The sequence below is a fragment of the Mesoflavibacter sp. CH_XMU1404-2 genome (assembly GCF_037029465.1).
Classification (GTDB): domain Bacteria; phylum Bacteroidota; class Bacteroidia; order Flavobacteriales; family Flavobacteriaceae; genus Mesoflavibacter.
Genome location: NZ_JAYMEM010000026.1, coordinates 382707 through 408923, shown reverse-complemented (window position 1 = coordinate 408923; position 26217 = coordinate 382707). Strand labels below are relative to the sequence as shown.

Below are 26217 nucleotides of genomic sequence, written 5' to 3'. Positions count from 1 at the left end.
TAATTTTCAAGCTTTATAAAAGTCTATGATTAAAGCAAAAAACATTCACAAATATTATGACGATTTGCACGTACTAAAAGGTGTAGATGTTACGATTAATAAAGGTGAAATTGTCTCGATAGTTGGTGCTTCTGGAGCAGGAAAAACAACCTTACTTCAAATATTAGGAACCTTAGATTTTATTGATAAAAACTCAGAAACAGAGTTAATTATCAATGATAAAAACATTACTGCTTTAAATGAAAAACAATTAGCTGAATTTAGAAATAAACACATAGGTTTTATTTTTCAGTTTCATCAATTATTACCAGAGTTTACAGCGTTAGAAAATGTGTGTATTCCTGCGTTTATAAAGGGAACTAATAAAAATGAAGCCGAAAAACGCGCTAAAGAATTATTAGACTTTTTAGGTTTATCACACAGATACAACCATAAACCCAATGAACTTTCTGGCGGAGAACAACAACGTGTCGCTGTTGCTAGAGCTTTAGTAAACAATCCTGAATTAATCTTTGCAGACGAACCGTCGGGTAACTTAGATAGCGAAAGCGCAGAAAATCTTCATAATCTATTCTTCAAACTTCGTGATGAGTTTGGACAAACCTTTGTTATAGTTACACACAACGAAGAATTAGCAAATCTAGCCGATAGAAAACTAACAATGGTAGACGGTAAAATTGTTTAACCTTTAACGTATTTGCATATATATTTTCACTACTTTAGTTAAACAAAATTTCTGACTCTCTTAAAAAATGCAGCTAAACACAATTCCTAAAAATGACAAAGAAAGGCTTTTAGCTGTACAGAGTTACAAGCTAGATAGGTGTCAAAACGACATTAGCTTTAATAATATTACTTCACTAGCCTCTACATTAACCAATATGCCTATCTCTTTAATTTCTATTGTAGATAAGGACGAAGTTTGGTTTAAATCTGCAAGAGGTATGCAAATAAGTACTTCTGAAAGAGATTTATCTTTTTGCAGTTATGCAGTAGCAAGTGATGATGAGGTTTACATTGTAGAAGATACGAAAAAGGACTTATGTTTTGTTAATCATCCGTATGCACAAAACGGTGAAGAGTCTATTATTTTTTATGCTGGTGTTTGTTTAATCGATAAAAACAATCACAAATTAGGTACACTTTGTGTTATAGACAATAAACCTAACACAATAAATAATGACCAGAAAGAGGCTTTAAAATTACTATCGCAACAAGTTGTAAAACTAATAGAGCTTAATAAAAGCAACTTAAAGCTTAAACAAACCAAAAGAAAGCTTACCAAAAAAAATAAGATGCTTAAAGGGTTTGCCTCTCAAGTAGCGCATGACATGAAAATGCCTTTAGCAAACATGATTTTAACTACAGATATTTTAAAATCTAAATATAAAGACGCAATTGGCGATAACGGAGTTGACTACTTAAAAAACATAAAATCGTCGTCACTTTCTTTAAGTAACTATATCAATAACCTTTTAAATTACTACGAAAACAGCCATTCTTCTTCATCTTCTGTAGAAACATTTTCTTTTAATCAATTACTAGAAGAAGTTATAGACATCATAAATATAAAAGTAGATTGTACAATTAATCTACCTGAAAAAGATTATGATATAACTAGTAATAGAGCTGCTTTAGAACTTGTTTTATTAAACTTAATTACTAATAGCTTAAAGTACAATGATAAAGATGAAACTGTAATTGATGTAGAATTAGACACCAAACAAGCAGATTTTAATTTTATTACGGTTACAGATAATGGTATTGGCATACCAAAAGACAAACAGAAAAAAATATTTAAGTTGTTCTCTACAGTTGAAGAAATTGATCGTTTTGGACAAAAAGGTCACGGTATTGGTTTGTCTACAGTAAAAAAATTAGTTAGCAATTTAGGCGGAAATATTACTGTACATTCTGAAGTTGGTGTTGGTAGTAGCTTTAAATTTTCTATCAAAAAATAAGTATTGGAAACAATAGAAAACCTCAAAGAATTTTTAGATCAAAAAGTAATACAATATAACAACCCAAAGTTTATTGAGAGTGATCCTATTCAAATTCCACATCAATTTTCTAAAAAAGAAGATATTGAAATAGCAGGATTTTTAACCGCTACTATTGCTTGGGGAAACCGTAAAAGCATCATCAATAATGCTAATAAATTAATGGATTTATTAGAGCATTCGCCATATGATTTCATTTTAAATCATAAAGACGAAGACTTACAACGTTTTGAAACCTTTGTACATCGTACTTTTAATGGTACAGACTGTATTACTTTTATAAAAGCACTTCAGCATATTTATAATAATCACAATGGTTTAGAAGCTGTTTTTACTAAAAATAATAATGAAAATTTACAGCATTCTATTTCAGAATTTAAACAAGTATTTTTTGAAATCAATCATTTACCAAGAACACAAAAACATATAAGTGATCCTATAAAAAACAGTGCTGCAAAACGTATTAACATGTTTTTACGTTGGATGGTTAGACCAAATAATACAGGTGTAGATTTTGGTATATGGAAAAGCATAAAACCTTCAGAGTTATCTTGTCCGTTAGATGTACATTCTGGTAACGTTGCTAGAAAATTAGGCTTACTAAGCAGAAAGCAAAACGATGCTAAAGCGTTACAAGAATTAGACAAAAACTTAAGAAGTTTAGACCCAAAAGATCCTGTTAAATATGACTTTGCTTTATTTGGTTTAGGAGTTTTCGAAAAATTTTAACATAATTAAAAACCTTGACCTTTATCTTTACGTAAGCTTAAATACAAACCTTAAGCCTACAAAAAACAAATGATTGCACCCAAATTCCCTGAAAACGAAAGCGAACGCCTAAATGCCGTTAAAGAATACAAATTATTAGATACCTTACCTGAAGAAGATTTTGATAACATTACCAATCTTATTGCTAATATTTGTGATGTACCTATTTCTTTAATCACGCTTTTAGATGCCGATAGAAACTTTTTAAAATCTCATTACGGTATTCCGTTTAATGAATCACCAAGAAACATATCCTTTTGTGGTCATGCTATATTAGACAAAAGTCCCATTTTTATAGTAGAAGATGCTACTAAAGATGAGCGTTTTCATGACAATCCTTTAATAAAAGAACACAACATTGCTTTTTATGCTGGCGTACCTTTAATTAATCCCGATGGTTTTCCTTTAGGCACATTGTGTATTTATGATGTAAAACCAAAACAGTTAGACAAACAACAACAAGAAGCAATGATAACATTAGCTAAGCAAGTTGTTAATTTATTTGAGTTACGATTAAAAAACATACAATTAACTAATGCTTATAATTTATTAGAAGAAAGGCACCAATCATTAAATACATTTGCAGGTAAAGTGTCTCATGATCTAAAATCGCCATTAGCTAATATTACCTCATTATCACAATTATTTAAAGATGAATTAAAAGTCTCTCACCCTGAAATAGATTTACAATATTTAGATTTTATTGAAGAATCTGCAGATACTTTAAGAGCTTATATTGACGGAATTTTAATGCATTATAAATCTGAAGCTTTACTACAAGACAAAAAAGAAGCTACCGAATTATCTAGCATCTATAATGATGTAAAGCAAATACTAAGCTTAAAAACATCTCAATTTCAGCTTAATGATGACGCTAATTTAGGAGATATTAATAGGTCTGCAGTTACTCAAATTATATTAAATTTAGTTGATAACGCAATAAAATACAACACAAAACCACAACCATTGGTTGTTTTAGGTTATAGTGAAAGTGAAACACATCATCACTTTACAGTTTCTGATAACGGTAACGGAATAGCTATCAAGAAAAAAGAATCGTTATTTGAACTTTTTAATACAGCACATGATGCTGATAAATACGGAAATAAAGGTACTGGTATTGGATTATACACCGTTAAAACTTTAGTCGAAAAATTAGGCGGAGAAGTGAGTTTAACCTCTAAAATAGATGAAGGCACAACTTTTACTTTTTCTGTAGAAAAGTAAGCTTAATATTCAATAACAATATCTGTAATTGACTTTGTGCTATTGTTATCTATAAATTGTTTTACTTCATCTAAATTTTTACATAATTGGTTATTCTGTTTATAAACAGATAATTTTTTAACCAAAACATATATCCAACTATTATCACCATATGCAATCGTTCTTACTGTCATTTTATATTTATCATATTGTATAGACATGGGTTCTTTAGGATAGTATTCAAATTCATATAGTTCTTCATCAAAACCTACAGCTTTATCTGTCATTATCACTAACCATTCTCCTTCACCATAAGTCACATTTGTAACTTTCAAGTTTTGTTCATATTTATTATTAACCCAATCTACAGGAAATTTTTCATCTTTGTTCCAAGCTTGTTTCTTTCCAAATTTTTCACCTTTTGTCATAATCAGTACCCATTTGTTATTAACATAGTTAACTTCTGTTATTCGGTAATTTTTTTTCCACATAGATTCTATCCATTGTTCAGGAAAAGTTGTACTAATATGCCATTCTTGTTTTGAGTATAAACCGTAATCTCCGTAAGACATAACTACTAACCAATTATTGTCTATATAACTGACTTGTGTAACTTTAAACTTCTTTTTTAATTGCTCTACAATCCATTGTTTAGGAAATGTCTTTTGTGTTTTATAAATAATATCTTCATTAAAACCGCTTGAACGCGTTGCAAAAACTGCTATATTTTTTGGTTTAGGCAAATCTGCATCATTTTTTGGGGTATAATTCTTAAGAAAGTATTGGTATTCTTTTTCATCAATTTTAAAAAATTGTTGTAGATATTCTGGTGTTATATCACTTTGGTCTACTTTATTCCAATACTTTATTTTTTTTCCTTTCCAAATGATATCGATATCTTCTTCTATAATTGGGTTTTCGTCATCGTAACGATAAATATTATTAATTGGCTCTGAATATTTCTTGTAAGCAGAAGATTTATCAGACACAACATAAAAATTATCTGCATAATAATTATCGTTACTCGAGCCTTTAATAGATTTTACATCAAAACCGTCAAAATAATTAATATGATTTTCTCTATGGATTACATCTGCTTTAAATGAAACTATATTTTCTTCACCGTTTATAAAATAATTTACTCTAAAAAAAGCATCATCTTCTGTTATTGCCAAAACTGCTAAATAAGCGATCCCATCAGATTCCCATAAAATTTCATATAAATGTTGGGCTTTTACTTGTATAGTACTTAATAATAAGAGAAGTGAAATTAGGTAGGTCTTTTTCATTTTAATGATTTATGGGTACAAATTAATAAATTATTGAAAAGAAAAAAGCCTGATAAAATTATCAGGCTTTAAGAGTGTATCAATCTTTAATTCATTTCTTTTTTAAGCTTTTTGGCTAATGTTGCTTGGTCTTTGTAGAGTTTCCCACTCATTCCTAAACATTGTCCGTCTTCAAGCTTCATTGTTTTACCGTCTTCCGTCGTATAAGTTCCATCTGTTTGCACAATAGTTCCGTTGTGCAGTTTTAATTCTTTTTTTAAGGGTTCTACTCCTTTTTGTGTATAATGATATACTTTTTCATTTAATAGAATTACATAATTAGCGTCTTCTACTTGTATTTTATCTTGTGCCATTACTGCTCCTGTTGTCATAAATAGAGCGAATGCTAAAAGGATAACTTGTTTCATTTTGATGTGTTTTAATATGATTAAATATACTAATTTTTGATGAGTAATATTCATCTTTAACTTATAATTCACTAATTATGCCAAAAATAAAAAGCTTGGTTTTACACCAAGCTTTTTAATCATTCTATCAAAATAAATTAGAGGATTAGCCTTTTAACCAAGCTTGTCTAATTTCTTTTTGCTTTTGTGTTGCTTCTGGGTTTTCGGTAATAGTTTTTCCTGTAGTATAAGACTGTGTTAGTTTTGTTTTTACAGTATATTCTTTACCATTTCTATCAATAACAACTTCTACTTCTTGTCCTGGTTTCCACATATACATATCTGTTAAGATTTTTTGTGCAGTCATAAAAGAAAAAGCTTCACCGTTTACAGTTTTCATTACATCACCAGGTTGTACACCATTATCTGCCCAAAAACTGTTTTTTTTTACAGCTTCAGAAAATGGAAGTTTCATAGTTTCTTGATTAGGAGCAAAAATTAACTCACCGCCATTCTGGATGTAGTTAGTTTTTACTTTTCCTTCACTCATCATTAAGCCTACTTTTTCAAAATATACATTATAGTCTATTGGTGTTCCTCCAACTACATGTGTATTTAAAAACTCTCCAACGCTTGGGTAAGTCATTGCAGTGATTTCGTCTATTAATTTATCGTCTTCAAATGGTTTGTTTTTTCCGTATTTATTAGATAATTCTTTCATTAAAGATAAAATACCACGCTGTCCATTACTTTCTTCACGCATAATGATATCAATACACATACCGATTAAAGCACCTTTCATATAAACGTTATAATATTGTGGTGCGTAAGGCTCATCTAAAACATTTTCACTCATTTCGGTAAAACTCATTGAGTCATTCATGTTTTTAGCGGTTTGTATTTTTTGTAAAATATCACCGTAAAATTCTTGGTTATCCACTAAACCTTGATCTACTTGAAATAACGTTGCAAAATACTCTGTTACGCCTTCATACATCCATAAATGCTTAGAAAATGTTGGCTGGTTGTAATCAAAATAATGTACATCTTCTGAATGTACACTTAATGGTGTTACGATGTGAAAAAACTCATGAGACACGACATCTATCATACTTTCTGCTAAAGCATCAAATGGCATATCTTCTTGTAAAACAACTACTGTAGACGTATGATGCTCTAAAGCTCCAAATCCTTTAGGAGAACCTTCTGATCCATCAGATAAGTATAAATAGATATCGTAACGAGGTGTGCTGTTTATATCGCCTAAATATGTTTTTTGAGCTTGCATCATTTTTTCAACAACACCTTTAATTTCTGTAGCTGAATGTACTTTGTTAGGAGAGTAAACACTTAATACAATTTTAATGTCTCCTACTTGAAATTCTTCTACATCTAATTCTCCATAAAACATTGGGTTATCTGTAATGTCAAAATATCTTGGTGCAAAGTAGCTTGATGTGATTAAGCTTCCGTCCTCGCTTGTTTTATTTGAAGTTTCCTGCAAAGCAGATGTACGTTTAAAGTTTGCTGGCGCAGTTACATCTAATTTATATTGACTGTTTTTTAAACTATCAAAATACCCTATAAATCCATGTAAATTCATTACATAATTTGTTGGCTCTATGTTTGTTCCTGCTGGCGAAAAAGGTTGCTCGCCTCCTATTCCTCCTTCAACTTCTTGATCAAAAGTATCATTTACATAATAGGTAATATAATCTAAGTCTTTAGCATTAGTAATTGTCCAGGTATTTGTGTCTACCTTACTTGTAGATAACTCTTCTCCTTTATAATTAAAAGCTTTAAAACTATCAATATATTTACCAAAGTCGCTTACCGAGTATGTTCCTTGTACAACTCTTGGCAGTCTATACGTTACTGTTTCTGTAGTAAAACGACCAGGGTTAATCGTTACTGGTACTTTATCATTTGTTACTTTAGATAAGTCTATTGAAGTTTCAATAGGTGTTTGTGTTGCTAAAAGACTTGTAGTGGTTTTAGATCCACCGCAACCTACTAGTAAAAGTCCTGAAGCAAGTGTTGATAATAGGAGTTTTTTCATATTTAAATATTATTTGTTAATGGTCTTGGTAACAAGACGCTCAAAAGTAAAATTTGTTACAATCGTAAAGATTAAGATTTTGTTAAAATGTTAATTTCTTATTGCTGTTTTTAATTGTTCAATTATTATCTTTGACAAACTTTTAATAACACATGCAGTTTAAAAACCCAGAACTTCTTTACGCGCTTTTCTTACTGCTAATTCCTATTATTGTTCACTTATTTCAACTAAGAAAGTTTCAAAAAGAATACTTTACAAACGTTGCTATTTTAAAAAAGGTACAATTACAAACACGTAAAAGTCAACTAATTAAAAAGTGGCTAGTCTTATTAACTAGGTTACTACTTTTAACTGCTATTATCATTGCTTTTACTCAGCCCTATTTTTCAAAAACTAATAGTTTTAACACAGAAAAGGAAACCGTTATATACCTAGACAACTCGTTTAGTATGCAAGCTAAAGGTAATAATGGTCCACTTTTAAAACGTGCAATACAAGATATCATTACTTCTATTGATGAGAATGAAAAATTCTCACTAATTACCAATACTGATAGTTATAGAAACACAACTATAAAGGCAATTAAAAACGAATTACTTCAACTTGAATATTCTTCAAATCAATTAAGTTATGACGCTGCGTTATTGAAAGCTAAAAAGCTATTTTCTAATAAAGCAAATAGCATTAAAAACTTGATTTTTGTGTCAGATTTTCAGCAAAAAACACAAGAATTTAGTATTGAAAAGGATTCAAGTATTACTTTAAGTGCTATTCAGTTAAACCTTGTAAGTAAAACAAATGCGTTTATTGACAGTTTGTATATTTCTAAACAAAACGCAACTAATTATGAGTTGACTGCTTTATTAAAAAGTAATCAAACTACTACTATTAATTTACCTGTTTCTTTATATAATAATGATCAATTAGTCTCAAAAGTTTCAGTTGAAATTAAAGACGAAAACAAAGCTATTTTTACAATACCTAACAATCAAACTACAAAAGGTAAAATTACTATTGATGAGGCGCAACTTCAATTTGATAACACCTTATATTTTAGTATAAATACGCCTTCAAAAATTAATGTTTTAGCAGTGTCTAACGATGATGCCAACTATTTAAATGGAATTTTTACTGAAGACGAGTTTAATTTTACAAAAAAAACACCAAACACATTAGATTATGCCCTTTTTGATACACAAAACCTAGTAATATTAAACGAAATTGAAAACCTACCAAATACTTTAATTACTGCTCTTAAAGTCTTTACAGACAAAGGTGGCGTCGTTGCATTTATACCTAATATAAAAGGAAATTTATCAGACTACAATAGGTTTTTACAGCAATTTAACTTTAGTGTTTTTAATTCAATTTTAGAGCAAGAAAAGCGCATTACATCCATAAATTATGCACATCCAATTTACGCTAATGGTGTTTTTGAAAAACGTATAGATAACTTTCAGTATCCAAAGGTTAATCTGTATTTTCCTCAAAATACATCTCAAAGCACTGCTATCCTTCAATTTGAAGATAACAAACCATTTTTATCACAACGTAATAACGTGTTTGTTTTTAGCGCTGCAATTAATGAAGACAATTCAAACTTTAAAAATATAAATCTAATTGTACCTACATTTTATAACATTGCAAAACAAAGCTTAAATACTGCCCAACTTTATTATACAATCGGTCAAAACAATCAATTTGATGTGTCTGTAAATTTAAAACCAGATACTGTATTAACTCTTGTTAATAATGACGAGTCTTTAATACCAGAACAGCAATATTACAACAATAAAGTGGTTATAAAAACTAACGATTTACCAGAAAACGCTGGTGTTTATGAAGTAAAGAATAAAAATGAAATTTTAGAATACGTAAGCTTTAATTACAACAGAAACGAAAGTGATTTAACCTATCAAAACCTTGAAAACATAGAAGGCATCAATGTTTCAAACTCTGTTAAAGAAGCTTTTAACACAATAAAAAATGACACTAAAGTTAATGAGTTATGGAAATGGTTTGTAATTTTAGCTTTAGTGTTTTTAATCATAGAAATGCTCATCTTAAAATACTTTAAATGAACGTCTTAATCAAATCGGCAACAGTAATTGATACATCTAGCAAGTTTCACAATCAAATTGTGGATGTTTTAATTGAAAAAGGAAAGATTTCACAAATTGCTAAATCCATTAAAAACACTAGCAATTATAAAGAAATTGAGTTAGAAAATTTACACATTTCTCAAGGATGGTTTGACTCTAGCGTTTGCTTTGGCGAACCTGGTTTTGAAGATAGAGAAACGATAGAAAACGGTTTAAAAACCGCTGCAAAATCAGGATTTACAAGTATTGCGCTGCAAGCAAATACCAATCCGATTATCGATACCTGTTCTGATGTTGCCTTTTTATTATCAAAAGCACAATCGCAAACCGTTGATTTGTTACCAATTGGCGCATTAACAAAAAATAGCGAAAGCGTTGATTTAGCTGAACTTTTTGACATGAAAAATGCTGGCGCAGTAGCGTTTAGCGATTATAAAAAACCAATTACTAATCCTAATTTATTAAAAATTGCTTTGCAGTATGCTAGCAATTTTGAAGGATTAGTTTGTAGTTTTCCTTTAGAACAAAAAATTGCAGGAAAAGGCATGGTTAACGAGCATGTTTCAAGCACGTTATTAGGCTTAAAAGGAAGTCCTAATTTAGCCGAATCACTACAAGTAGCCAGAGATTTATTTATACTAGAATATGCAGGCGGCAAACTTCATATACCAACAATTTCTACTAAAGAAAGTGTAAAGCTAATTAGAGAAGCCAAACAAAAAAAGTTAGACGTAACTTGCAGTGTTGCCATACATAATTTCTTTTTAACCGACGATGTTTTAAACGAGTTTGACACACGTTATAAAGTCAATCCGCCATTACGTACACAAGAAGATGTGGAAGCATTAATTGAAGGTGTAAAAGATGGAACAATAGATATGGTAACCAGTGACCATAACCCACAAACTATAGAAGAAAAGAAAGTAGAATTTGATCACGCCAGCTACGGTACCATTGGTTTAGAAAGTGCTTTTGGAGCTTTAAATCAGATATTTTCTACTAAAAAAGCTATTCAACTATTAACCAAAGGGAAAGAACGTTTTGGCGCAATAGCTTCTAGTATTGAAGAAGGTGAAATTGCAAACATCACGCTATTTGACCCAAACACAAAATATGAGTTTAATAAGTCAGATATCCTTTCAAAATCAAAAAATAGTGCCTTTTTAGGACAAGAATTAAAAGGAAAAGTTTACGGTATTTATGCCAACAAAAAATTAGTTTTATAATGAATCAAAATATAATTGAAGAAGGAAAAACATTAGCAGTAGTGAGTTATTTAACCATTATTGGAAGTGTTATTGCCATCATAATGAATAACGAAAAGAAAAATGAGTTTACTGCATTTCATAATCGTCAAGGTTTAGGACTTTGCTTAATGTATATGATTATTGCATACTTTATCAGTCAGTTTGATAATATGCAAATTTCTATAGCATTTTGGGTAGGAATGGGTTTATTATTTTTCTACGGAATTATAAATGCTGTTAACGGTAAAATGCAAACTGTGCCATTAGTTGGACCGTTTTTTCAACGAATTTTTTCATCAATAGGAAAATAAAAATGACTGATTTAAGCTTAGAGTATTTAGTAAGACCTTCAACTTTAAAAGAAAATGCACCATTACTTCTACTCTTTCATGGTTATGGAAGTGATGAGAATGATTTATTTAGTTTTGCTTCAGAGTTACCAGAGGAATTTTTAATTATTTCCGCGAAAGCGCCTTACCCAATGCAACCTTTTGGAAATGCATGGTACGCCATAAATTTTGATGCAGAAAAAGGAAAATGGAGCGATAACGAGCAAGCCAAACAATCTAGAGATTTGATTGCTAATTTTATAGATGAAATTTTAGCTAAATACAACGCAGATAGTGATAATGTAACACTTTTAGGTTTTAGTCAAGGCGCAATTTTAAGCTATGCAGTTGCTTTTACATATCCTGAAAAAATTAAAAATGTTATTGCTTTAAGCGGCTATGTAAATCCTGATTTATTTGAATTAAAAGCACCAGAAACTTATAAAAATCTTAATTTTTACTGTTCACACGGAAGTGTAGACCAAGTTATACCAGTGGATTGGGCAAGACAAACCAAACCATTTATGGAACAATTAGGCGCAAACTATAAGTATAGCGAGTTTCCTGTTGGACATGGCGTTGCGCCACAGAATTTTTATGAGTTTAGAGAATGGTTGAAAGCAAACACTAATTTGTAGGATACAACAAGTGATCTAATACTTTAAAATTCAATTGATTTTCAGGAGTAATTTCATATTTAATTAGTAATTCTCCCCAAAACACACCATCAGAAAAATCGGCAATAATCCACTTGTGATTTAAAATTTTAATAGAATTGAATTGCATTTTCTTTCCTTCTGAAGCTGCATAAGGAATTAATGGATGTTCTCCTGGTACGTCTGTTAAATCATACAATTCATTTTCAATTAAAGTAATTAAAGAATCCGTATTGATATTTCGGTTATAATAATAGTCTTTAGCTTCTTGATTATATCTAAAATCAAACATTATAAAATCATTTAACTGATTGTTTAGAAGCGCTAAAGAGTCTTTCATTCTTATGTTTTTCTCTTTTAAACTTTTTAATTGTCCATCATTGGCATTTACGTAGTTTTTAGTGTTTACGTACTGAAACAAAACAACAAGTAACGTAAAAATAAACAGGTACATAAAAATTTTATTCTTCATTATAATTTTTGATTTTAAAGTTGAATTTGAAGTTCATCATATGCCAAAAAAACGTTTTTTGGTAATTTTTGTTGTACTTCATCATGAAAACCTAACAAGTGGCTTATATGAGTTAAATAGGCTTTTTTAGGTTGTAATATATCTATAATTTGTAATGCTTCTTCTAAGTTTAAATGCGAAATATGAGTCTCTTCTCGCAAGGCATTAATCACTAAAACATCTAGGTTTTTAAGTTTTTCCATTTCTTCATCAGGAATTGTTTTAACATCTGTTAAATAAGCAAAGTTGTTAAATCTAAATCCAAATACTTGCAATTTATGATGAAAAACTTCCACAGGAAAAACCTCTAAATCATTCAGCTTAAATGGTTTATTTTCAATTTCGTTTATTGCTAAATTTGGTACACCTGGATATTTATTTTCAGTAGCAAAAATATAAGCAAAACGTTGCTTAAGTTGCTCTACTACTCGTTTATGTGCATAGATTGGAATATCTCCTTGACGAAAAAAAAACGGTCTAATATCGTCTAAACCTGCGGTATGATCGGCATGCTCGTGTGTGAAAATAATTCCGTCAATTTTATTCACATTTGCACGAAGCATTTGTTGTCTAAAGTCTGGACCGCAATCTATTACGTAAGTGTAATCATCCCATTCTACCAAAACTGAAACACGCAAACGTTTATCTTTAGGGTTTTTGCTTAAACACACTGGATGAGTGCTTCCTATAATCGGAATGCCTTGTGAAGTACCAGTACCTAAAAATGTAATTTTCAAACTGTTTAAAATTTTAAACAAAAATAAGTTAATTTTTTTGTTTACTATAGTTATTTGGTACCTTTGTAGCACTTAATTTTATAGGGATTTTTATGGAAATTACGCTAAAAGGAGATAAAGAATTTGAAAATATTCCATCCTTAAAAGACAAAGCGCTTCGTATTAACTTAAACGAAAACATCTACGGTACATTTGCCGAAATTGGTGCTGGTCAAGAAACTGTAAGGCATTTTTTTAGAGCTGGTGGCGCATCCGGTACTATTGCAAAAGCAATGTCTGCTTACGATAAAAACTTTAGTGATGCCATTTATGGTATAGAAGAAGATAGACGTTATGTAACAGAGGCGCGTTTACGTAAAATGCTTCAACATGAATACAGACTTATTGAAGAGCGTATAGGAAGAGAAAACAATCCCCATAGAATGTTTTTTAGTTTTGCAAATACCGTTGCAACTATTGATTTTGCTAAGAAATATAAAGGACACGGTTGGGTAGGAATTAAATATCAAATAGATCCCGAAGACAAAGAAGTAAACGAAATTATTCTTCATATTCGTTTTAAAGAGAATGATGCTAGATTACAACAAGAAACATTAGGTATTTTAGGAACTAACCTAATTTACGGAGCTTTCTATAAATATAACGAACCTAAAAAATTATTAAGATACTTATACGATCATTTAGATAAAGACCAATTAGAAATTGATACCATCAACTTTACTGGTCCTGTATTTAAAGATGTAGACAACCGTTTAATGAGCTTACAGTTAGTTAAAAATGGTATGACAGATGCCGTTATGTTTGCTCCAGATGGTAATAATGTACTTCCTGCAAGAGTCCTTTACAAGAAAAACATTTTAGCATTACGTGGTAGTTTTAGACCTGTAACTAAGGTTAATATGGATATGTACCACAAATCCTTAGAAATGTTTATTAAAGAAAATAAGGTAGATGAAGACAAAACACAAGTTATCTTCGAAATTACACTTTCTAACCTAAGAGCAGAAGGTGAAATTGACGAGCAGGACTTTATGGATAGAGCACGTTTACTGTGTTCTTTAGGTCAAACTGTATTGATTTCTAATTTCCAAGAGTATTACAAGTTAGTAGAGTATTTCTCTCAATATACTAAAAACCGTATGGGATTAGCAATGGGTGTAAATAACTTAGTAGATATTTTTGATGAGAAATATTATCGTCATTTAAGTGGTGGAATTTTAGAAGCTTTTGGTAAGTTATTCTTTAAAGATTTACGCGTATATCTTTACCCTATGGAAAATGAAGATGGAACAATTACTACAAGTGATAATCTTAAAGTTCATCCAAGAATGAAAGAGCTTTACAAGTTCTTTAAATACAATGGTAAAGTGGTTGATATTACTGATTATGACCCATCTACATTAAACGTTTTCTCAAGAAAAGTATTAAAAATGATCGCTGAAGGAGAAGATGGTTGGCAACCTATGTTACCAGAAGGTGTTTCTAAACTAATCGCAGAACAAAGTTTATTTGGTTGTGAAACTGAAGAAATTCAAAGTAAATAATCTTATATTGTATAAAAAACAAAAAGGCGTTAGATTAAATCTAACGCCTTTTTTATTTAGGTTTCAACTAACTTCTTATACCAACTCTAATATTTGAGCTGCATGGTCTTTTGTTTTTACTTTATCAATAACGTGCTCCACTACTCCATTTTCATCTACTAAAAAAGTTTTACGGTGTATACCATCATATTCTCTACCCATAAACTTTTTTGGTCCCCAAACTCCAAACGCATTGATTACTTCTTTTTCTTCATCTGCTAAAAGCGGAAAAGGAAATTCATACTTATTCTTAAAATTAGTTTGCCTTTTTTCAGAATCGGCACTAACACCTAATAATTCAAATCCTTTATCTTGTAAAACTTTGTAGTTATCTCTTAAATTACAAGCTTCGGCAGTACAACCTGGTGTACTTGCTTTTGGATAGAAAAAAACAATTAATTTTTTTCCTTTATAGTCAGATAAAGAAACTGCATTTCCATCTTGATCATTTACTGTAAAATTTGGCACTTTATCGCCTTGTTTTAATGTATTCATAGTTGTAATTTTGATTTTATTCAAAAATACGAATTAATGACTAAGCAAGAAAAGGTACATTTTGTTATAAATACGTTAAATAAGTTATATCCTGAAATCCCTATCCCTTTAGATCATAAAGATCCTTACACTCTTTTAGTAGCCGTTTTACTATCTGCACAATGTACAGATGTTAGAGTTAACCAAATAACACCGTTATTATTTGCAGAAGCAGATAACCCTTATGATATGGTTAAATTATCTGTAGAAGAAATAAAAGAAATTATAAAACCATGTGGTTTATCACCTATGAAAAGTAAAGGCATTTATGGTTTATCTAAAATTTTAATTGAAAAATATAATGGTGAAGTCCCGCAATCTTTTGAAGCTTTAGAAGAGTTACCTGCTGTTGGACACAAAACAGCTAGTGTTGTAATGAGTCAAGCATTTGGTGTACCTGCTTTTCCTGTAGACACACATATCCATCGTTTGATGTATCGTTGGAATTTATCTAACGGAAAAAGCGTAGCTCAAACAGAAAAAGACGCTAAACGCCTATTCCCTAAAGAACTATGGAACGATTTACATCTGCAAATCATTTGGTATGGAAGAGAATATTCTCCTGCTCGTGGTTGGGATTTAGATAAAGATATTATTACAAAAACTATTGGAAGAGCTACAGTTTTAAAAGAATATCATAAAAAAACGTCCTAATGTTTTAGGACGTTTTTCTTTTAATTTTGAAGTGATTCAAACTTCATGCTTTTATAATTTATAACACTTAAAGCCTTAGAGTAATTAAGGATAAAACTTATTGTTTCATCTTTTGGGTTCAATTTAAAATCTGATTTAGGTTTATTAGAGTAAAGTTTTGCCATTTAATGTAGATTTTTAGTTTGTTACTACATTATAACGGATAAGATTTAACTTTATTGTTTATCCTAATTTGTTAAAACAATATTGTGCTTTTCTATTACTTTTCTCATATTAATTAATGCATATCTCATACGTCCTAAAGCAGTATTTATACTTACTCCTGTGCGTTCTGAGATTTCTTTAAAACTCATATCTTTATACATACGCATTACCAAAACTTCTTTTTGGTCTTCTGGTAACTCGTCAATCAAACGTCTTACATCTGCTTCTACTTGACCTTTTATAATTGTTTTTTCTGCATTTAAAGCATTATCACTTATTACAGAAAAAATATTAAAATCTCCTGAGTTGTCAAACTTAGGCATACGACTGTTTTTTCTAAAATGATCTATAACCAAATTATGAGCAATACGCATTACCCATGGTAAAAACTTACCTTCTTCGTTATATTTACCTCTTTTTAAAGTTCTTATTACTTTGATAAAGGTATCCTGAAAAATATCTTCAGATATATCTCTATCAAAAACTTTAGAGTATATAAAACTGTAAATTCTTTGTTTATGTCTTGTAATTAAAACTTCTAGAGCAGATTCTTCGCCTCTTATATAATTACTCACTAATTGAGCATCAGAGATTAATTCTTTTTGCATAATCATTACTTTTTTTTGCACAGAAAACGTGTTTCGGGCTTGGGGTTTATAAATTAAAAAAGTAATGTTTTGCTATAGGCAAAAGTGTTTGTGGGTTAATTGATATGTTTCAAATGTAACAACAATTATTCCAAAAATGCAAACATAATTTCAAGTTTTAACATTTTAATGCACAATAATCTATTTTTTAAGCTGAAATTGTTGTGTTATCTTTGCAAATCTATACGAAAATTGACTATGAAGACTACGCTTTCTGAAGTAAACCCTAAAGAGAACATCATAATTAAAGGTGCTAAATTGCATAACCTTAAGAATATAGATGTTGTTATACCTAGACGTAAATTAGTTGTTATAACAGGTCTATCAGGTTCTGGTAAATCTAGTTTAGCATTTGATACGTTGTATGCAGAAGGACAACGTCGTTATGTAGAAAGTCTTAGTAGTTATGCACGACAATTTTTAGGTAGACTTAACAAACCTAAAGTAGACTATATTAAAGGTATTGCGCCTGCAATTGCTATAGAACAGAAAGTAAATTCTACTAATCCACGCTCTACTGTCGGAACTACAACCGAGATTTACGACTATTTAAAACTACTTTTTGCACGTATTGGTCGTACCTACTCTCCTATTTCTGGTAACGAAGTCAAAAAAGACACTGTAACAGATGTTTTAGAATTTATAAAAACTATTGATTTAAAAGAAAAACTTTTACTTCTAGCTCCTATTTATTTAGAAGAAGGAAGAGCACTTCAAGACAAACTTAGCGCCTTAAATGCTCAAGGATATTCTAGAATTAAAGTAAAAGATGAAGTTTTAAGAATTGATCAAGCAAAAGATTTAACATCTACTGAAGATGTATTTTTAGTTGTTGATAGAATTGTAACAAAAGACGATGACGATTTTTATAACCGATTAGCAGATGCCATTCAAACTGCTTTTTTTGAAGGTAAAGGCAATTGTTATATTGAAACTTTAAAAGATAACTCAATAAGACATTTTAGTAATAAATTTGAATTAGATAACATGCAGTTTTTAGAGCCAAATGTGCATCTATTCAGCTTTAATAACCCTTACGGTGCATGTCCAAAATGTGAAGGTTACGGTGATGTTATTGGTATTGATGAGGATTTAGTAATTCCAAATACTGCACTTTCGGTTTATGAAGAGGCTATTTTCCCTTGGCGAGGAGAAAGTATGAGTTGGTACCGTGATCAATTGGTAAACAATTCGCATAAATTCGATTTTCCTATACACAAACCCTATTTTCAATTAAGTCAAGAACATAAAAATTTAATTTGGGAAGGTAATCAGTATTTTGAAGGTTTAAATAGCTTTTTTGAAGAGCTAGAAAGTAAAGCTTACAAAATTCAAAATCGTGTTATGTTATCGCGCTATCGCGGAAAAACAAAATGTAACGTTTGTGGTGGTAAACGTTTGCGTAAAGAAGCTAGTTATGTAAAAGTGAGTAATGCTACAATTACAGATTTAGTTGAAATGCCATTAAGTAAGTTGTCTATTTTTTTCAATCAATTAGAATTGAATGATTATGACACCAAAATTGCCGAACGTTTATTAATCGAAATTAAAAATCGTTTAACCTTTTTAAGCAACGTTGGTTTAGATTATTTAACCTTAAACAGACGATCTAACACACTTTCAGGTGGCGAAAGTCAGCGTATTAACCTAGCAACATCACTAGGAAGTAGTTTAGTGGGTTCGATGTACATTTTAGACGAGCCTAGTATTGGTTTGCATCTAAAAGATTCAGAAAAACTAATATCGGTATTAAAATCTTTACGCGATTTGGGTAATACGGTTATAGTTGTTGAGCATGACGAAGATATTATGAAACAAGCTGATACCATTATAGATATAGGTCCAGAAGCTGGTACTTTTGGTGGTGAAGTTGTTGCTACAGGTACGTTTAAAGACATCTTAAAATCAAAGTCACTTACTGCTCAATATTTAAATGAAACTTTAAAAATTGAAGTTCCAAAAAAACGTCGTACAAGCAAGTATAGCGTAGAAGTTGTTGGTGCAAGAGAAAATAATTTAAAAAACATTGATGTTACTTTTCCTTTAGAAATGCTAACCGTTGTTACCGGTGTTTCTGGAAGTGGAAAAAGTACATTGGTTAAGAAAATTCTTTTTCCTGCTATTCAAAAGAAATTAACAGGATTTAGTGATAAAGCTGGACAATTTTCAGAATTAAAAGGAAATTTTAGTAACATCAAGCATATTGAGTTTATCGACCAAAACCCAATTGGTCGTTCATCACGTTCTAATCCTGTAACGTATATCAAAGCTTATGACGATATCAGAGCTTTATTTGCAAAACAAAAACTAAGTAAAATTAGAAATTTTGCTGCTAAACATTTCAGTTTTAATGTTGATGGTGGACGTTGCGAAACCTGTAAAGGTGAAGGCGAGGTTACTATAGAAATGCAATTTATGGCAGATGTACATTTAGTCTGCGAAACCTGTAATGGTAAACGTTTTAAAAAGGAAGTTTTAGAAGTTACTTTTGAAAATAAAAGCATTGATGATGTGCTGAATATGACCATTGACGACGCTATTTCTTTCTTTGATACACACAAGCAAAACAAAATAAAAGACAAATTACAGCCTTTACAAGATGTTGGTTTAGGCTACGTAACACTTGGGCAAAGCAGCTCTACCCTTTCTGGCGGAGAAGCACAACGTATAAAGTTAGCAACATTTTTAGGCAAAGGAAATACTAAAGACAAAGCCTTATTTATTTTTGATGAACCTACAACAGGTTTGCATTTTCATGATATTCAAAAATTACTAAAATCATTTTATGCTTTAATTGAAAAAGGACATTCTATTATTGTTGTCGAGCATAATTTAGATTTGATTAAATGTGCAGATTACATTGTAGATCTTGGTCCTGAAGGTGGTGAAAATGGTGGACAATTAGTCGCTTTTGGTACACCTGAAGAAGTGGTAAAAGTTAAAGAAAGTGTTACTGCTAAATACTTAAAAGATAAGATTTAATAGATCATAAAAGCTAATACTGCTATTAACACTGAAGCAAAAGGAATAATCATGCCCATAAAAATTGTAGTTATGGCTCCACTTTTTATAAAACTTAAAATCCAACCTTGTTGGTAAAACTTTTTTACTGCTATAAAAAAGTAGAAAAACGTAGATAAAACCAATAAAAAGTCTAACCAATCGGGCATATCATAAAACCAGTTTATACCTAAGTCTATAGCCATTACCGCAAATATAAAAGAGAAAAAATAAAAACTAAATACCAAATGGTAGGCATATCTTCCTTTATTAAAATAGAAAACCTTTAAAAGCAACGCAAAAATTGGTAACAGAAAAAACATAGCTATCGGAAAACTATCTGTAATGGTTTGATAAATAGACCCAACACCTTTTTCTTTTTGAAACTTAAACATTTGCTCAAAAAACTTTCGTTTTAAATAACCTGCATCTTCAGGCATTCCCATCTTTTTTAAGATAAGCTTTTTGTCTGCTCCAGCATCAATTAAAGAGTCTATTTCTTTTTCATCATAAGTAAAAGAAGTCCCAAAAAAACTACCGTTAGGTTTTCTATCTTTTGCATCTATTTTTTTATTTATTAAAGAATCTAACTTTATAGAATCTGCTACTTTTTCAAAAGCTTCTCTATATTCTCTTTCTTTTTTTACAGCTAATTCTTCTTTTATAGCTTTATCTAATTTTGATCTAGTTTCTCTGATATAAAAAGAAAAAATGAAGAAAAATACTACCGAAACAAATAAGTAAAACTGTGCTGGATGCAAATAAGTTAGTCGTTTACCTTGTAAAAACTTTTTTGGTAAAAAACCTGGCTTTACCATTAAAGGCAAAAAGCTTTTTAAAAATTTAGAATCCCAAAGTAAATAGTTATTAATAGTATTATAGAAAAGACTTCTAACTGTTAACTCTTCTCTATTTTTCATACCACAACAAGGACAAAACTTAAAGCTGTCTTTAAATTCTGTTTCACAGTTTTCGCAAACTTTATATTGAAGTGACATGGTGGTTGGTTGTTTACGTAAATGTAAAAATAATCTTTAAAATATGCCTAATTTCTTTTAAAATTGAAATAAAAGGAATGTAATTTCACTTCAAAATACTAGTAAAATCAACACTTTTCAAGTTTGGCACAGCTATTGAAACTAATTAATCAAATAGCGAACGCCGAAACGCTTAATAGTAGGCAAAAATCTAAATCCTTAATACTATGAAAAAACTAGTACTTTTAATTACAGGTGTGTTAATGGGATTAACCACTGTAACCGCAGAAAATAAATCTGCATCGCAAGGTGAAGATTTAGTTGTAAACCCAAATCGTTTTGTACAACCAATTTTGTTTGTAGAACGTGGTGTTGAATTTTTAATTTTCCCTGACGGAAGTTTTGATTTTAATACTCAATTAGATTATACTCAAGGAGATAATTATTACAGACGTAGTAATGTAAGTGTCAATACAAAACGTAGTAGCGTAAATCGTACTTATGGAGCGCCTGGTACTTACAACACCTACTACGGACCAACAAATAACGGAACTATTGTTTTACATGATAGATCAGGTAAAGTAAGACGTGTTGGATATGTATTTTTGAATTATAATAGACAAGGACAAGTTAAACGTATAGGTTCTGTTTATGTAAATTATAATAGATTAGGATTAGTAAGCCAGATTGGAGGTATGCGATTAGTATATAACCCAAGAGGAAAATTAATCAGAACTATAGGACACGTAAACAGATACAACACTTCTTTTATTTTAGATAACAACTACGGAAATCCATACGGATCACCAATAGATAATAATCATGATTACAATTATAATAATGATGATTTTTACTACTACAGAAACGGTGTTAAAACCGAAAAACCTAAATTGAAAAAATAATTTTCAATAACACAAAAAACCTCGTAAGTCTTTATTTACGGGGTTTTTCATTTCAAAATTCAACTCTTAACTACAACGTTTTCGGTTTTTGGCACGATGCTTGTAATTAACTAAGTGTACAATCATAAAACAAACAGTTATGAAAATTTCAAGCAAATTTCACGAACACTTATTTAATATAAACAACGTGAGTAAAAAATTATTCCTTTTATTATCAGCATTTACCTTAAGCATATTTGCTGTTAATGCAGACACAACAAACAAATCAGAAAGTTTAACTATAAACGAATCTTTTAACCGTGGTTACGGTAACTCTTTCATCTTTACTGAAGCTGGAATTGAGTTTTCGGTTTTTGCAGATGGGCAGTTTGATTTTTACATGCCTAATTATGGACCTAATGTAAATGTTTCAGTTAATACACCTAATGCATCTATTAGCTTTAATACTGGTTACGATTATAATCCTTATGTACAATATGATGAGTACGGTGCGATTATTCAAATTGAAAACACACCAATATTTTACGATTATTACGGACGTGTTAATCAAATCGGTAACATTATAATTAACTACAATAACCGTGGTTATGTAACAAGAGTTGGTGGACTTTATGTACACTACAACCGTTACCACAGATTTTCTCACTGTACAGGATTTATAAACATTTATAATAGAGTTTATGTATACAGACCTTGGCATGCGTATTATGTAATTCCAACAACGTTTTACAGAGTAGTTTATACAACACCTTACAGAAGACATTATAGACCTGTTAGATATGTATATAACAGACCTTTTGTAAACAATTATAGACGTAAAACTGCGGTAGCAACTAGACGTGGTAATACAATTACTAGAAGTAGAAGTCTTGCTACACGTAGCGAAGGTAGAACAGTTAGAAATGTAACAAGAAATAATGTGCCAAGAACACGTAGTAATGCTACTAGTTCTACACCAAGAACTAGAGGTAATTCTACAGCTTCTACACCAAGAACAAGGGGAAACAGCTCTGATTCACAGCCTAGAACACGTGGCAATAGTTCGGTTAATACTCCAAAAACTAGAGGAAACTCAAGTAATGCAACAAAACCTAGAACTCGCGGTAACAATAATGCTTCTCAACCAAGAACGGTTAGAAATAACACAGTTACTTCTAAGCCTAGAACAAGAAGTAATTCTACTGTAAAACCTAGGACTAGAACACAAACTAGAGCTAATACAAGTAGATCAAGCTCTACACCAAGAGCAACTCAAAGTAGATCTCAGTCAAGATCAAAAGCATCTTCAAGTAGATCAAGTTCTAATTCAAGAAGTACATCAAGATCGTCTTCTAGATCTGGAAGAAGAGGATAAAATATTTATAACACTTACTATAAGTCCTATAACAATGGTTTATAAAACCTCAAGTTATAGGGCTTTTTTATTTCTTTAAAAATGAATTTAAAATTTCTGTAATTTCTGAGGATAAATTAAGCTTATAAACGCTTAATCCATAAATTAATACAAGAAGTAATGATTTTAAACCGATGTTAATTATTGAATGAAAAGGAAATTCCCAAAAGAATAAACCAAAAGCACAAATTAAAATTAGTAACGCAGAGTTTAATGTTTCTTTGGTAAACGGTTGAATTTTAAATTTACTATAAACAAATAACAACTTTACAGTATTGTACACAAAGATGGTTATACAACTTGCGTAAGCTGCACCATTAATACCGTAAACGGGAATAAAAACCAGATTTAAAATTATGGTTAAAATAGCCAACATAACTCCAAAGACTAATACCATTCTATAATAATCACTATTAAAAAGAATAGCGTTATTGTTTCCTAAAAGATTATCAAATAGTTTAGCTAAACCAATAACTAGAACTACTAAAAAACCTTCTGAGTAATTATCAGGAATCATTGTATATAGCTGATTGATATTGACTATAATTGCTAAAAAGATAAATCCGCTAATTATGAATAAATTCAACGAGCTTTTTTGGTATAATTTTTTAAGTTCAACTTTATTTTTTTCATTTAAAAATTGAGCTGTTAATGGGTTTGTTATTTGATGCATAGATCGTGATGGCACACCAATAACCGTAGCAATATAAATAGCTACGCCATAATAAGCTACATTATTTAATGCTTCAAACTGACCAATCATAAACTTATCAATTTCAAGAATGATATTTGCAATAGAGCCTGCAATAATTATTAATGAAGAGTATTTTAAAACACTAGATAATTTAGGAATTTTAACAAATTTAAATACTGGTAGTTTTAAATTGAATGCATAAAGTTTCATCACGACCATTCTTACAATATAAACGATAACTATACCATAAATAAGCTGCTGTACATTTAAATATCCAAAATGAAGTGCTAACAACAAAATAGAAATACAAAGTCTATGAAAAACCTCTTTCATAAAATTACCAAACACACTATGTAAATGTACTTTACTCCATGCATAAAACACCTCAAAGTAAGCAAAAGCAATGGCGCAAACGTAAATTAACCAACTGTAATCTTTGATGATTGGGTTTTCTTTTGCAAGCCAATTTCCAACGGTATCATATGCTAAAACACCTATAAAACCTAATGGAATAATGACAATTAAAGGCAAAAATAACATTAAGGTTAAAAAACCATTTTGTGATTGTCTAGTCTTAAAAGACGAAAAGAATTTAATTATCGTATTATGTGTACCAAAAGCCATTAAAGGCATTAAAATATTGGCTGTAGAGAGTATAAAAGTAATTAACCCAAAATAGTCGTCGGATAAAAATTTAGTGTATAAAAACACTACATTAATAGCACCAATACCAAAACCAAGGTAAGTAATTACCGTGTTTTTTATGGATTGATTAACGACTATACCCATCAGTTTTACGAATTACGATTTTTGATATATAAAATAATTTTAAACTTCACTTATAAGATATTGATAATCAATGTTTTTCGTTTATTACTTATTGAGCATTATGATAAAATTCGTCAATTCGAGTGGATTTTACGATTGAAAATTAGTAAAATCAGTATCGAGAATAGAATTTTTAAATTTAAACAATTTCTCGATACAATTTTTCGTGCCTCAAAATCACTCGAACTGACGCTTAATTTTATTCGCAACGGGTTGTTTATTGTTTATTGTTTATTGAAATCAAATCTACTAATTGTTTTGTTAATGCTTGTCGCGAAAAACGTTGCAATCCAATAGCATTAACTTTTAAAGTATTGTTTTGATAATCCTCAAAAAGCTGTTTTATAGCTGCTTTTAAAGCTGAAAATTCTGAATAATTAAAAAACTGTCCTGTATTTGTTTGCTTGATAATATTTTCAATATCTGCACCTTTTGGTCCAACAGCTAAAATTGGTCTATTAGACACCATATATTCAAACAATTTACCAGGAATAATAGCTTTAGTATCTTCAGAATTTATTTCAATCAGCAATAATATTTGTGATTTTTTTTGAAACTTAACAGCTTCACTATGTGAAACATACCCAACTTTATTTACATAGCTAGTTAAACCGTAATCTTTTAAAGAGTTTAACACGTTCTCTCCTACTTCACCTACTAAATTTAACTGAAAATGTTTTGCAAAATTTTCATCTTCCTTAACAAATTCAGAAAGTGCTTGCCATAAAATCTCAGGGTTTCTTTTAGATAATAAAGAACCTATGTGAGATATGGTAAATTTTTCATCTAAATCGTTAACTATTACTTTTTCTTTATCGTAACCGTTTGTTATCACGCTAATTGGCTTATCTGTAATAGTTTCAAATTCAGTTTTTGTACTTGGACTTGTTACCACAATCTGATCGGCTTGATTAAGCACTTTGCTTTCCAATTGCTTGTGTTGCTTTTTTGCATAATTGGTTAATTTAAGCTGCTTATGGTAACCTATACTTGTCCAAGGATCTCTAAAATCTGCAATCCAATTAACATCTAATTTTTGCTTAATTTTTAAACCAATTAAATGTAAACTATGTGGTGGACCAGTTGTAATTACTGTATCTATATTAAAATCTTGAATATAAGTTGTTAAAAAATTAGTAGATGGTTTTACCCATTGTTTTCTGGCGTCTGGAATAAAAAAGTTACCTCTAATAAATAATAACAAACGTTCTGGTATGCTTTGCTTGTTTTTTTCTTTTATAATCCCTTTACTAATTGTTTTGGTTTGTTTAGAAAACAAATTAGCCAATTTATATGGCTCTTTTATGGGTTGTTTTAAAATGATTGCATTTTCAGGAATTTCATCCTTTAAAGACTCATCAATTATTGGGTAATTAGCATTAGAAGGACAATAAACAATAGGCTCTATATTGTATTCTGGTAAGTATTTTACAAATTTTAACCAACGTTGTACGCCAGGTCCGCCAGCTGGTGGCCAATAGTAAGTCACTATAAGAACACGTTTTGCCATA

General features: G+C 30.2%; 24 protein-coding genes. 13 read left to right on the top strand and 11 right to left on the bottom strand.

The features are described from left to right. Window positions 1-25 precede the first annotated feature (25 nt). From WA327_RS10305 to WA327_RS10290, 4 genes are all read left to right on the top strand, one after another. On the top strand, window positions 26-685 hold the full coding sequence (locus WA327_RS10305; RefSeq protein WP_336069416.1) for an ABC transporter ATP-binding protein: 660 nt from the start codon (window positions 26-28) through the stop codon (window positions 683-685). 67 nt (window positions 686-752) lie between these two features. Continuing rightward, on the top strand, window positions 753-1961 hold the full coding sequence (locus WA327_RS10300) for a GAF domain-containing sensor histidine kinase (protein ID WP_336069414.1): 1209 nt from the start codon (window positions 753-755) through the stop codon (window positions 1959-1961). Between the two features lie 3 nt (window positions 1962-1964). Then, window positions 1965-2729 carry a TIGR02757 family protein gene (locus WA327_RS10295; protein WP_336069413.1) on the top strand — a complete coding sequence of 255 codons (765 nt, stop codon included), beginning with the start codon at window positions 1965-1967 and terminating at the stop codon, window positions 2727-2729. A 69-nt stretch (window positions 2730-2798) separates the two neighbouring features. Further along, a complete protein-coding gene (locus WA327_RS10290) occupies window positions 2799-3995 on the top strand; it encodes a GAF domain-containing sensor histidine kinase (protein ID WP_336069411.1) in 1197 nt (398 codons plus the stop codon). A gap of 2 nt (window positions 3996-3997) precedes the next feature. On the opposite strand, the gene WA327_RS10285 is transcribed toward WA327_RS10290, so the two are convergent. The 3 genes from WA327_RS10285 to WA327_RS10275 form a co-directional block, all read right to left on the bottom strand. After that, window positions 3998-5263, bottom strand: a complete 1266-nt coding sequence (locus WA327_RS10285; protein ID WP_336069408.1) for a hypothetical protein — start codon at window positions 5261-5263, stop codon at window positions 3998-4000. An 86-nt stretch (window positions 5264-5349) separates the two neighbouring features. Next, window positions 5350-5670 (bottom strand): DUF6799 domain-containing protein, encoded by a 321-nt coding sequence (locus WA327_RS10280; protein WP_336069406.1) that lies wholly within the window; start codon window positions 5668-5670, stop codon window positions 5350-5352. A gap of 145 nt (window positions 5671-5815) precedes the next feature. Continuing rightward, window positions 5816-7708: a peptidase M61 gene (locus WA327_RS10275; RefSeq protein WP_336069404.1), complete on the bottom strand. Its 1893-nt coding sequence runs from the start codon at window positions 7706-7708 to the stop codon at window positions 5816-5818. Between the two features lie 152 nt (window positions 7709-7860). Between WA327_RS10275 and WA327_RS10270 the strand changes: the two genes are divergently transcribed. From WA327_RS10270 to WA327_RS10255, 4 genes are read left to right on the top strand one after another with little or no spacing between them, the layout of a single operon-like run. Further along, on the top strand, window positions 7861-9789 hold the full coding sequence (locus tag WA327_RS10270) for a BatA and WFA domain-containing protein (protein WP_336069402.1): 1929 nt from the start codon (window positions 7861-7863) through the stop codon (window positions 9787-9789). Beyond that, complete coding sequence (locus WA327_RS10265; protein ID WP_336069400.1) at window positions 9786-11036, top strand: dihydroorotase; 1251 nt, start codon at window positions 9786-9788, stop codon at window positions 11034-11036. Before WA327_RS10270 ends, WA327_RS10265 begins: the two co-directional genes overlap by 4 nt. Then, a complete protein-coding gene (locus WA327_RS10260) occupies window positions 11036-11368 on the top strand; it encodes a hypothetical protein (protein ID WP_336069398.1) in 333 nt (110 codons plus the stop codon). The genes WA327_RS10265 and WA327_RS10260 overlap by 1 nt, the downstream gene beginning before the upstream one ends. Before the next feature lie 2 nt (window positions 11369-11370). Beyond that, on the top strand, window positions 11371-12024 hold the full coding sequence (locus tag WA327_RS10255) for an alpha/beta hydrolase-fold protein (protein WP_336069396.1): 654 nt from the start codon (window positions 11371-11373) through the stop codon (window positions 12022-12024). Here WA327_RS10255 and WA327_RS10250 read toward each other — a convergent pair. Further along, on the bottom strand, window positions 12014-12514 hold the full coding sequence (locus tag WA327_RS10250; RefSeq protein ID WP_336069394.1) for a hydrolase: 501 nt from the start codon (window positions 12512-12514) through the stop codon (window positions 12014-12016). The genes WA327_RS10255 and WA327_RS10250 overlap by 11 nt on opposite strands. Before the next feature lie 14 nt (window positions 12515-12528). Beyond that, window positions 12529-13290, bottom strand: a complete 762-nt coding sequence (locus WA327_RS10245) for an MBL fold metallo-hydrolase (protein ID WP_336069392.1) — start codon at window positions 13288-13290, stop codon at window positions 12529-12531. A 92-nt stretch (window positions 13291-13382) separates the two neighbouring features. Between WA327_RS10245 and WA327_RS10240 the strand changes: the two genes are divergently transcribed. After that, a complete protein-coding gene (locus tag WA327_RS10240; protein WP_336069390.1) occupies window positions 13383-14834 on the top strand; it encodes a TonB-dependent receptor in 1452 nt (483 codons plus the stop codon). Between the two features lie 75 nt (window positions 14835-14909). Here WA327_RS10240 and bcp read toward each other — a convergent pair whose 3' ends face one another. Beyond that, window positions 14910-15368 (bottom strand): thioredoxin-dependent thiol peroxidase, encoded by a 459-nt coding sequence (gene bcp / locus WA327_RS10235; RefSeq protein WP_336069389.1) that lies wholly within the window; start codon window positions 15366-15368, stop codon window positions 14910-14912. A gap of 36 nt (window positions 15369-15404) precedes the next feature. Here bcp and nth point away from each other — a divergent pair, with 36 nt between their 5' ends. Continuing rightward, complete coding sequence (gene nth / locus WA327_RS10230; protein WP_336069386.1) at window positions 15405-16061, top strand: endonuclease III; 657 nt, start codon at window positions 15405-15407, stop codon at window positions 16059-16061. 20 nt (window positions 16062-16081) lie between these two features. Here the strand turns inward: nth and WA327_RS10225 are convergent, their stop codons facing one another. Beyond that, on the bottom strand, window positions 16082-16225 hold the full coding sequence (locus WA327_RS10225; protein ID WP_169558266.1) for a hypothetical protein: 144 nt from the start codon (window positions 16223-16225) through the stop codon (window positions 16082-16084). Window positions 16226-16288: 63 nt separating this feature from the next. After that, on the bottom strand, window positions 16289-16873 hold the full coding sequence (locus tag WA327_RS10220) for an RNA polymerase sigma factor (RefSeq protein WP_027878920.1): 585 nt from the start codon (window positions 16871-16873) through the stop codon (window positions 16289-16291). A gap of 237 nt (window positions 16874-17110) precedes the next feature. On the opposite strand from WA327_RS10220, the gene uvrA reads away from it, so the two are divergent. Then, window positions 17111-19894, top strand: coding sequence for an excinuclease ABC subunit UvrA (uvrA, locus tag WA327_RS10215; RefSeq protein WP_336069377.1), 2784 nt, complete (start codon window positions 17111-17113; stop codon window positions 19892-19894). On the opposite strand, the gene WA327_RS10210 is transcribed toward uvrA, so the two are convergent. Beyond that, a complete protein-coding gene (locus tag WA327_RS10210) occupies window positions 19891-20910 on the bottom strand; it encodes a DUF3667 domain-containing protein (protein ID WP_336069375.1) in 1020 nt (339 codons plus the stop codon). The two genes, uvrA and WA327_RS10210, sit on opposite strands and share 4 nt — an antisense overlap. A gap of 206 nt (window positions 20911-21116) precedes the next feature. Here WA327_RS10210 and WA327_RS10205 point away from each other — a divergent pair, with 206 nt between their 5' ends. Both WA327_RS10205 and WA327_RS10200 read left to right on the top strand, forming a co-directional pair. Then, window positions 21117-21791, top strand: coding sequence for a hypothetical protein (locus tag WA327_RS10205; RefSeq protein WP_336069373.1), 675 nt, complete (start codon window positions 21117-21119; stop codon window positions 21789-21791). Between the two features lie 139 nt (window positions 21792-21930). Further along, on the top strand, window positions 21931-23145 hold the full coding sequence (locus tag WA327_RS10200) for a hypothetical protein (protein WP_336069370.1): 1215 nt from the start codon (window positions 21931-21933) through the stop codon (window positions 23143-23145). A 67-nt stretch (window positions 23146-23212) separates the two neighbouring features. Here WA327_RS10200 and WA327_RS10195 read toward each other — a convergent pair whose 3' ends face one another. Both WA327_RS10195 and WA327_RS10190 read right to left on the bottom strand, forming a co-directional pair. Further along, window positions 23213-24667 (bottom strand): polysaccharide biosynthesis C-terminal domain-containing protein, encoded by a 1455-nt coding sequence (locus WA327_RS10195; protein WP_336069368.1) that lies wholly within the window; start codon window positions 24665-24667, stop codon window positions 23213-23215. Between the two features lie 256 nt (window positions 24668-24923). Then, entirely contained in the window at window positions 24924-26216 is a 1293-nt protein-coding gene (locus WA327_RS10190) for a glycosyltransferase family 4 protein (RefSeq protein ID WP_336069366.1), read from the bottom strand. Window position 26217 lies beyond the last annotated feature (1 nt).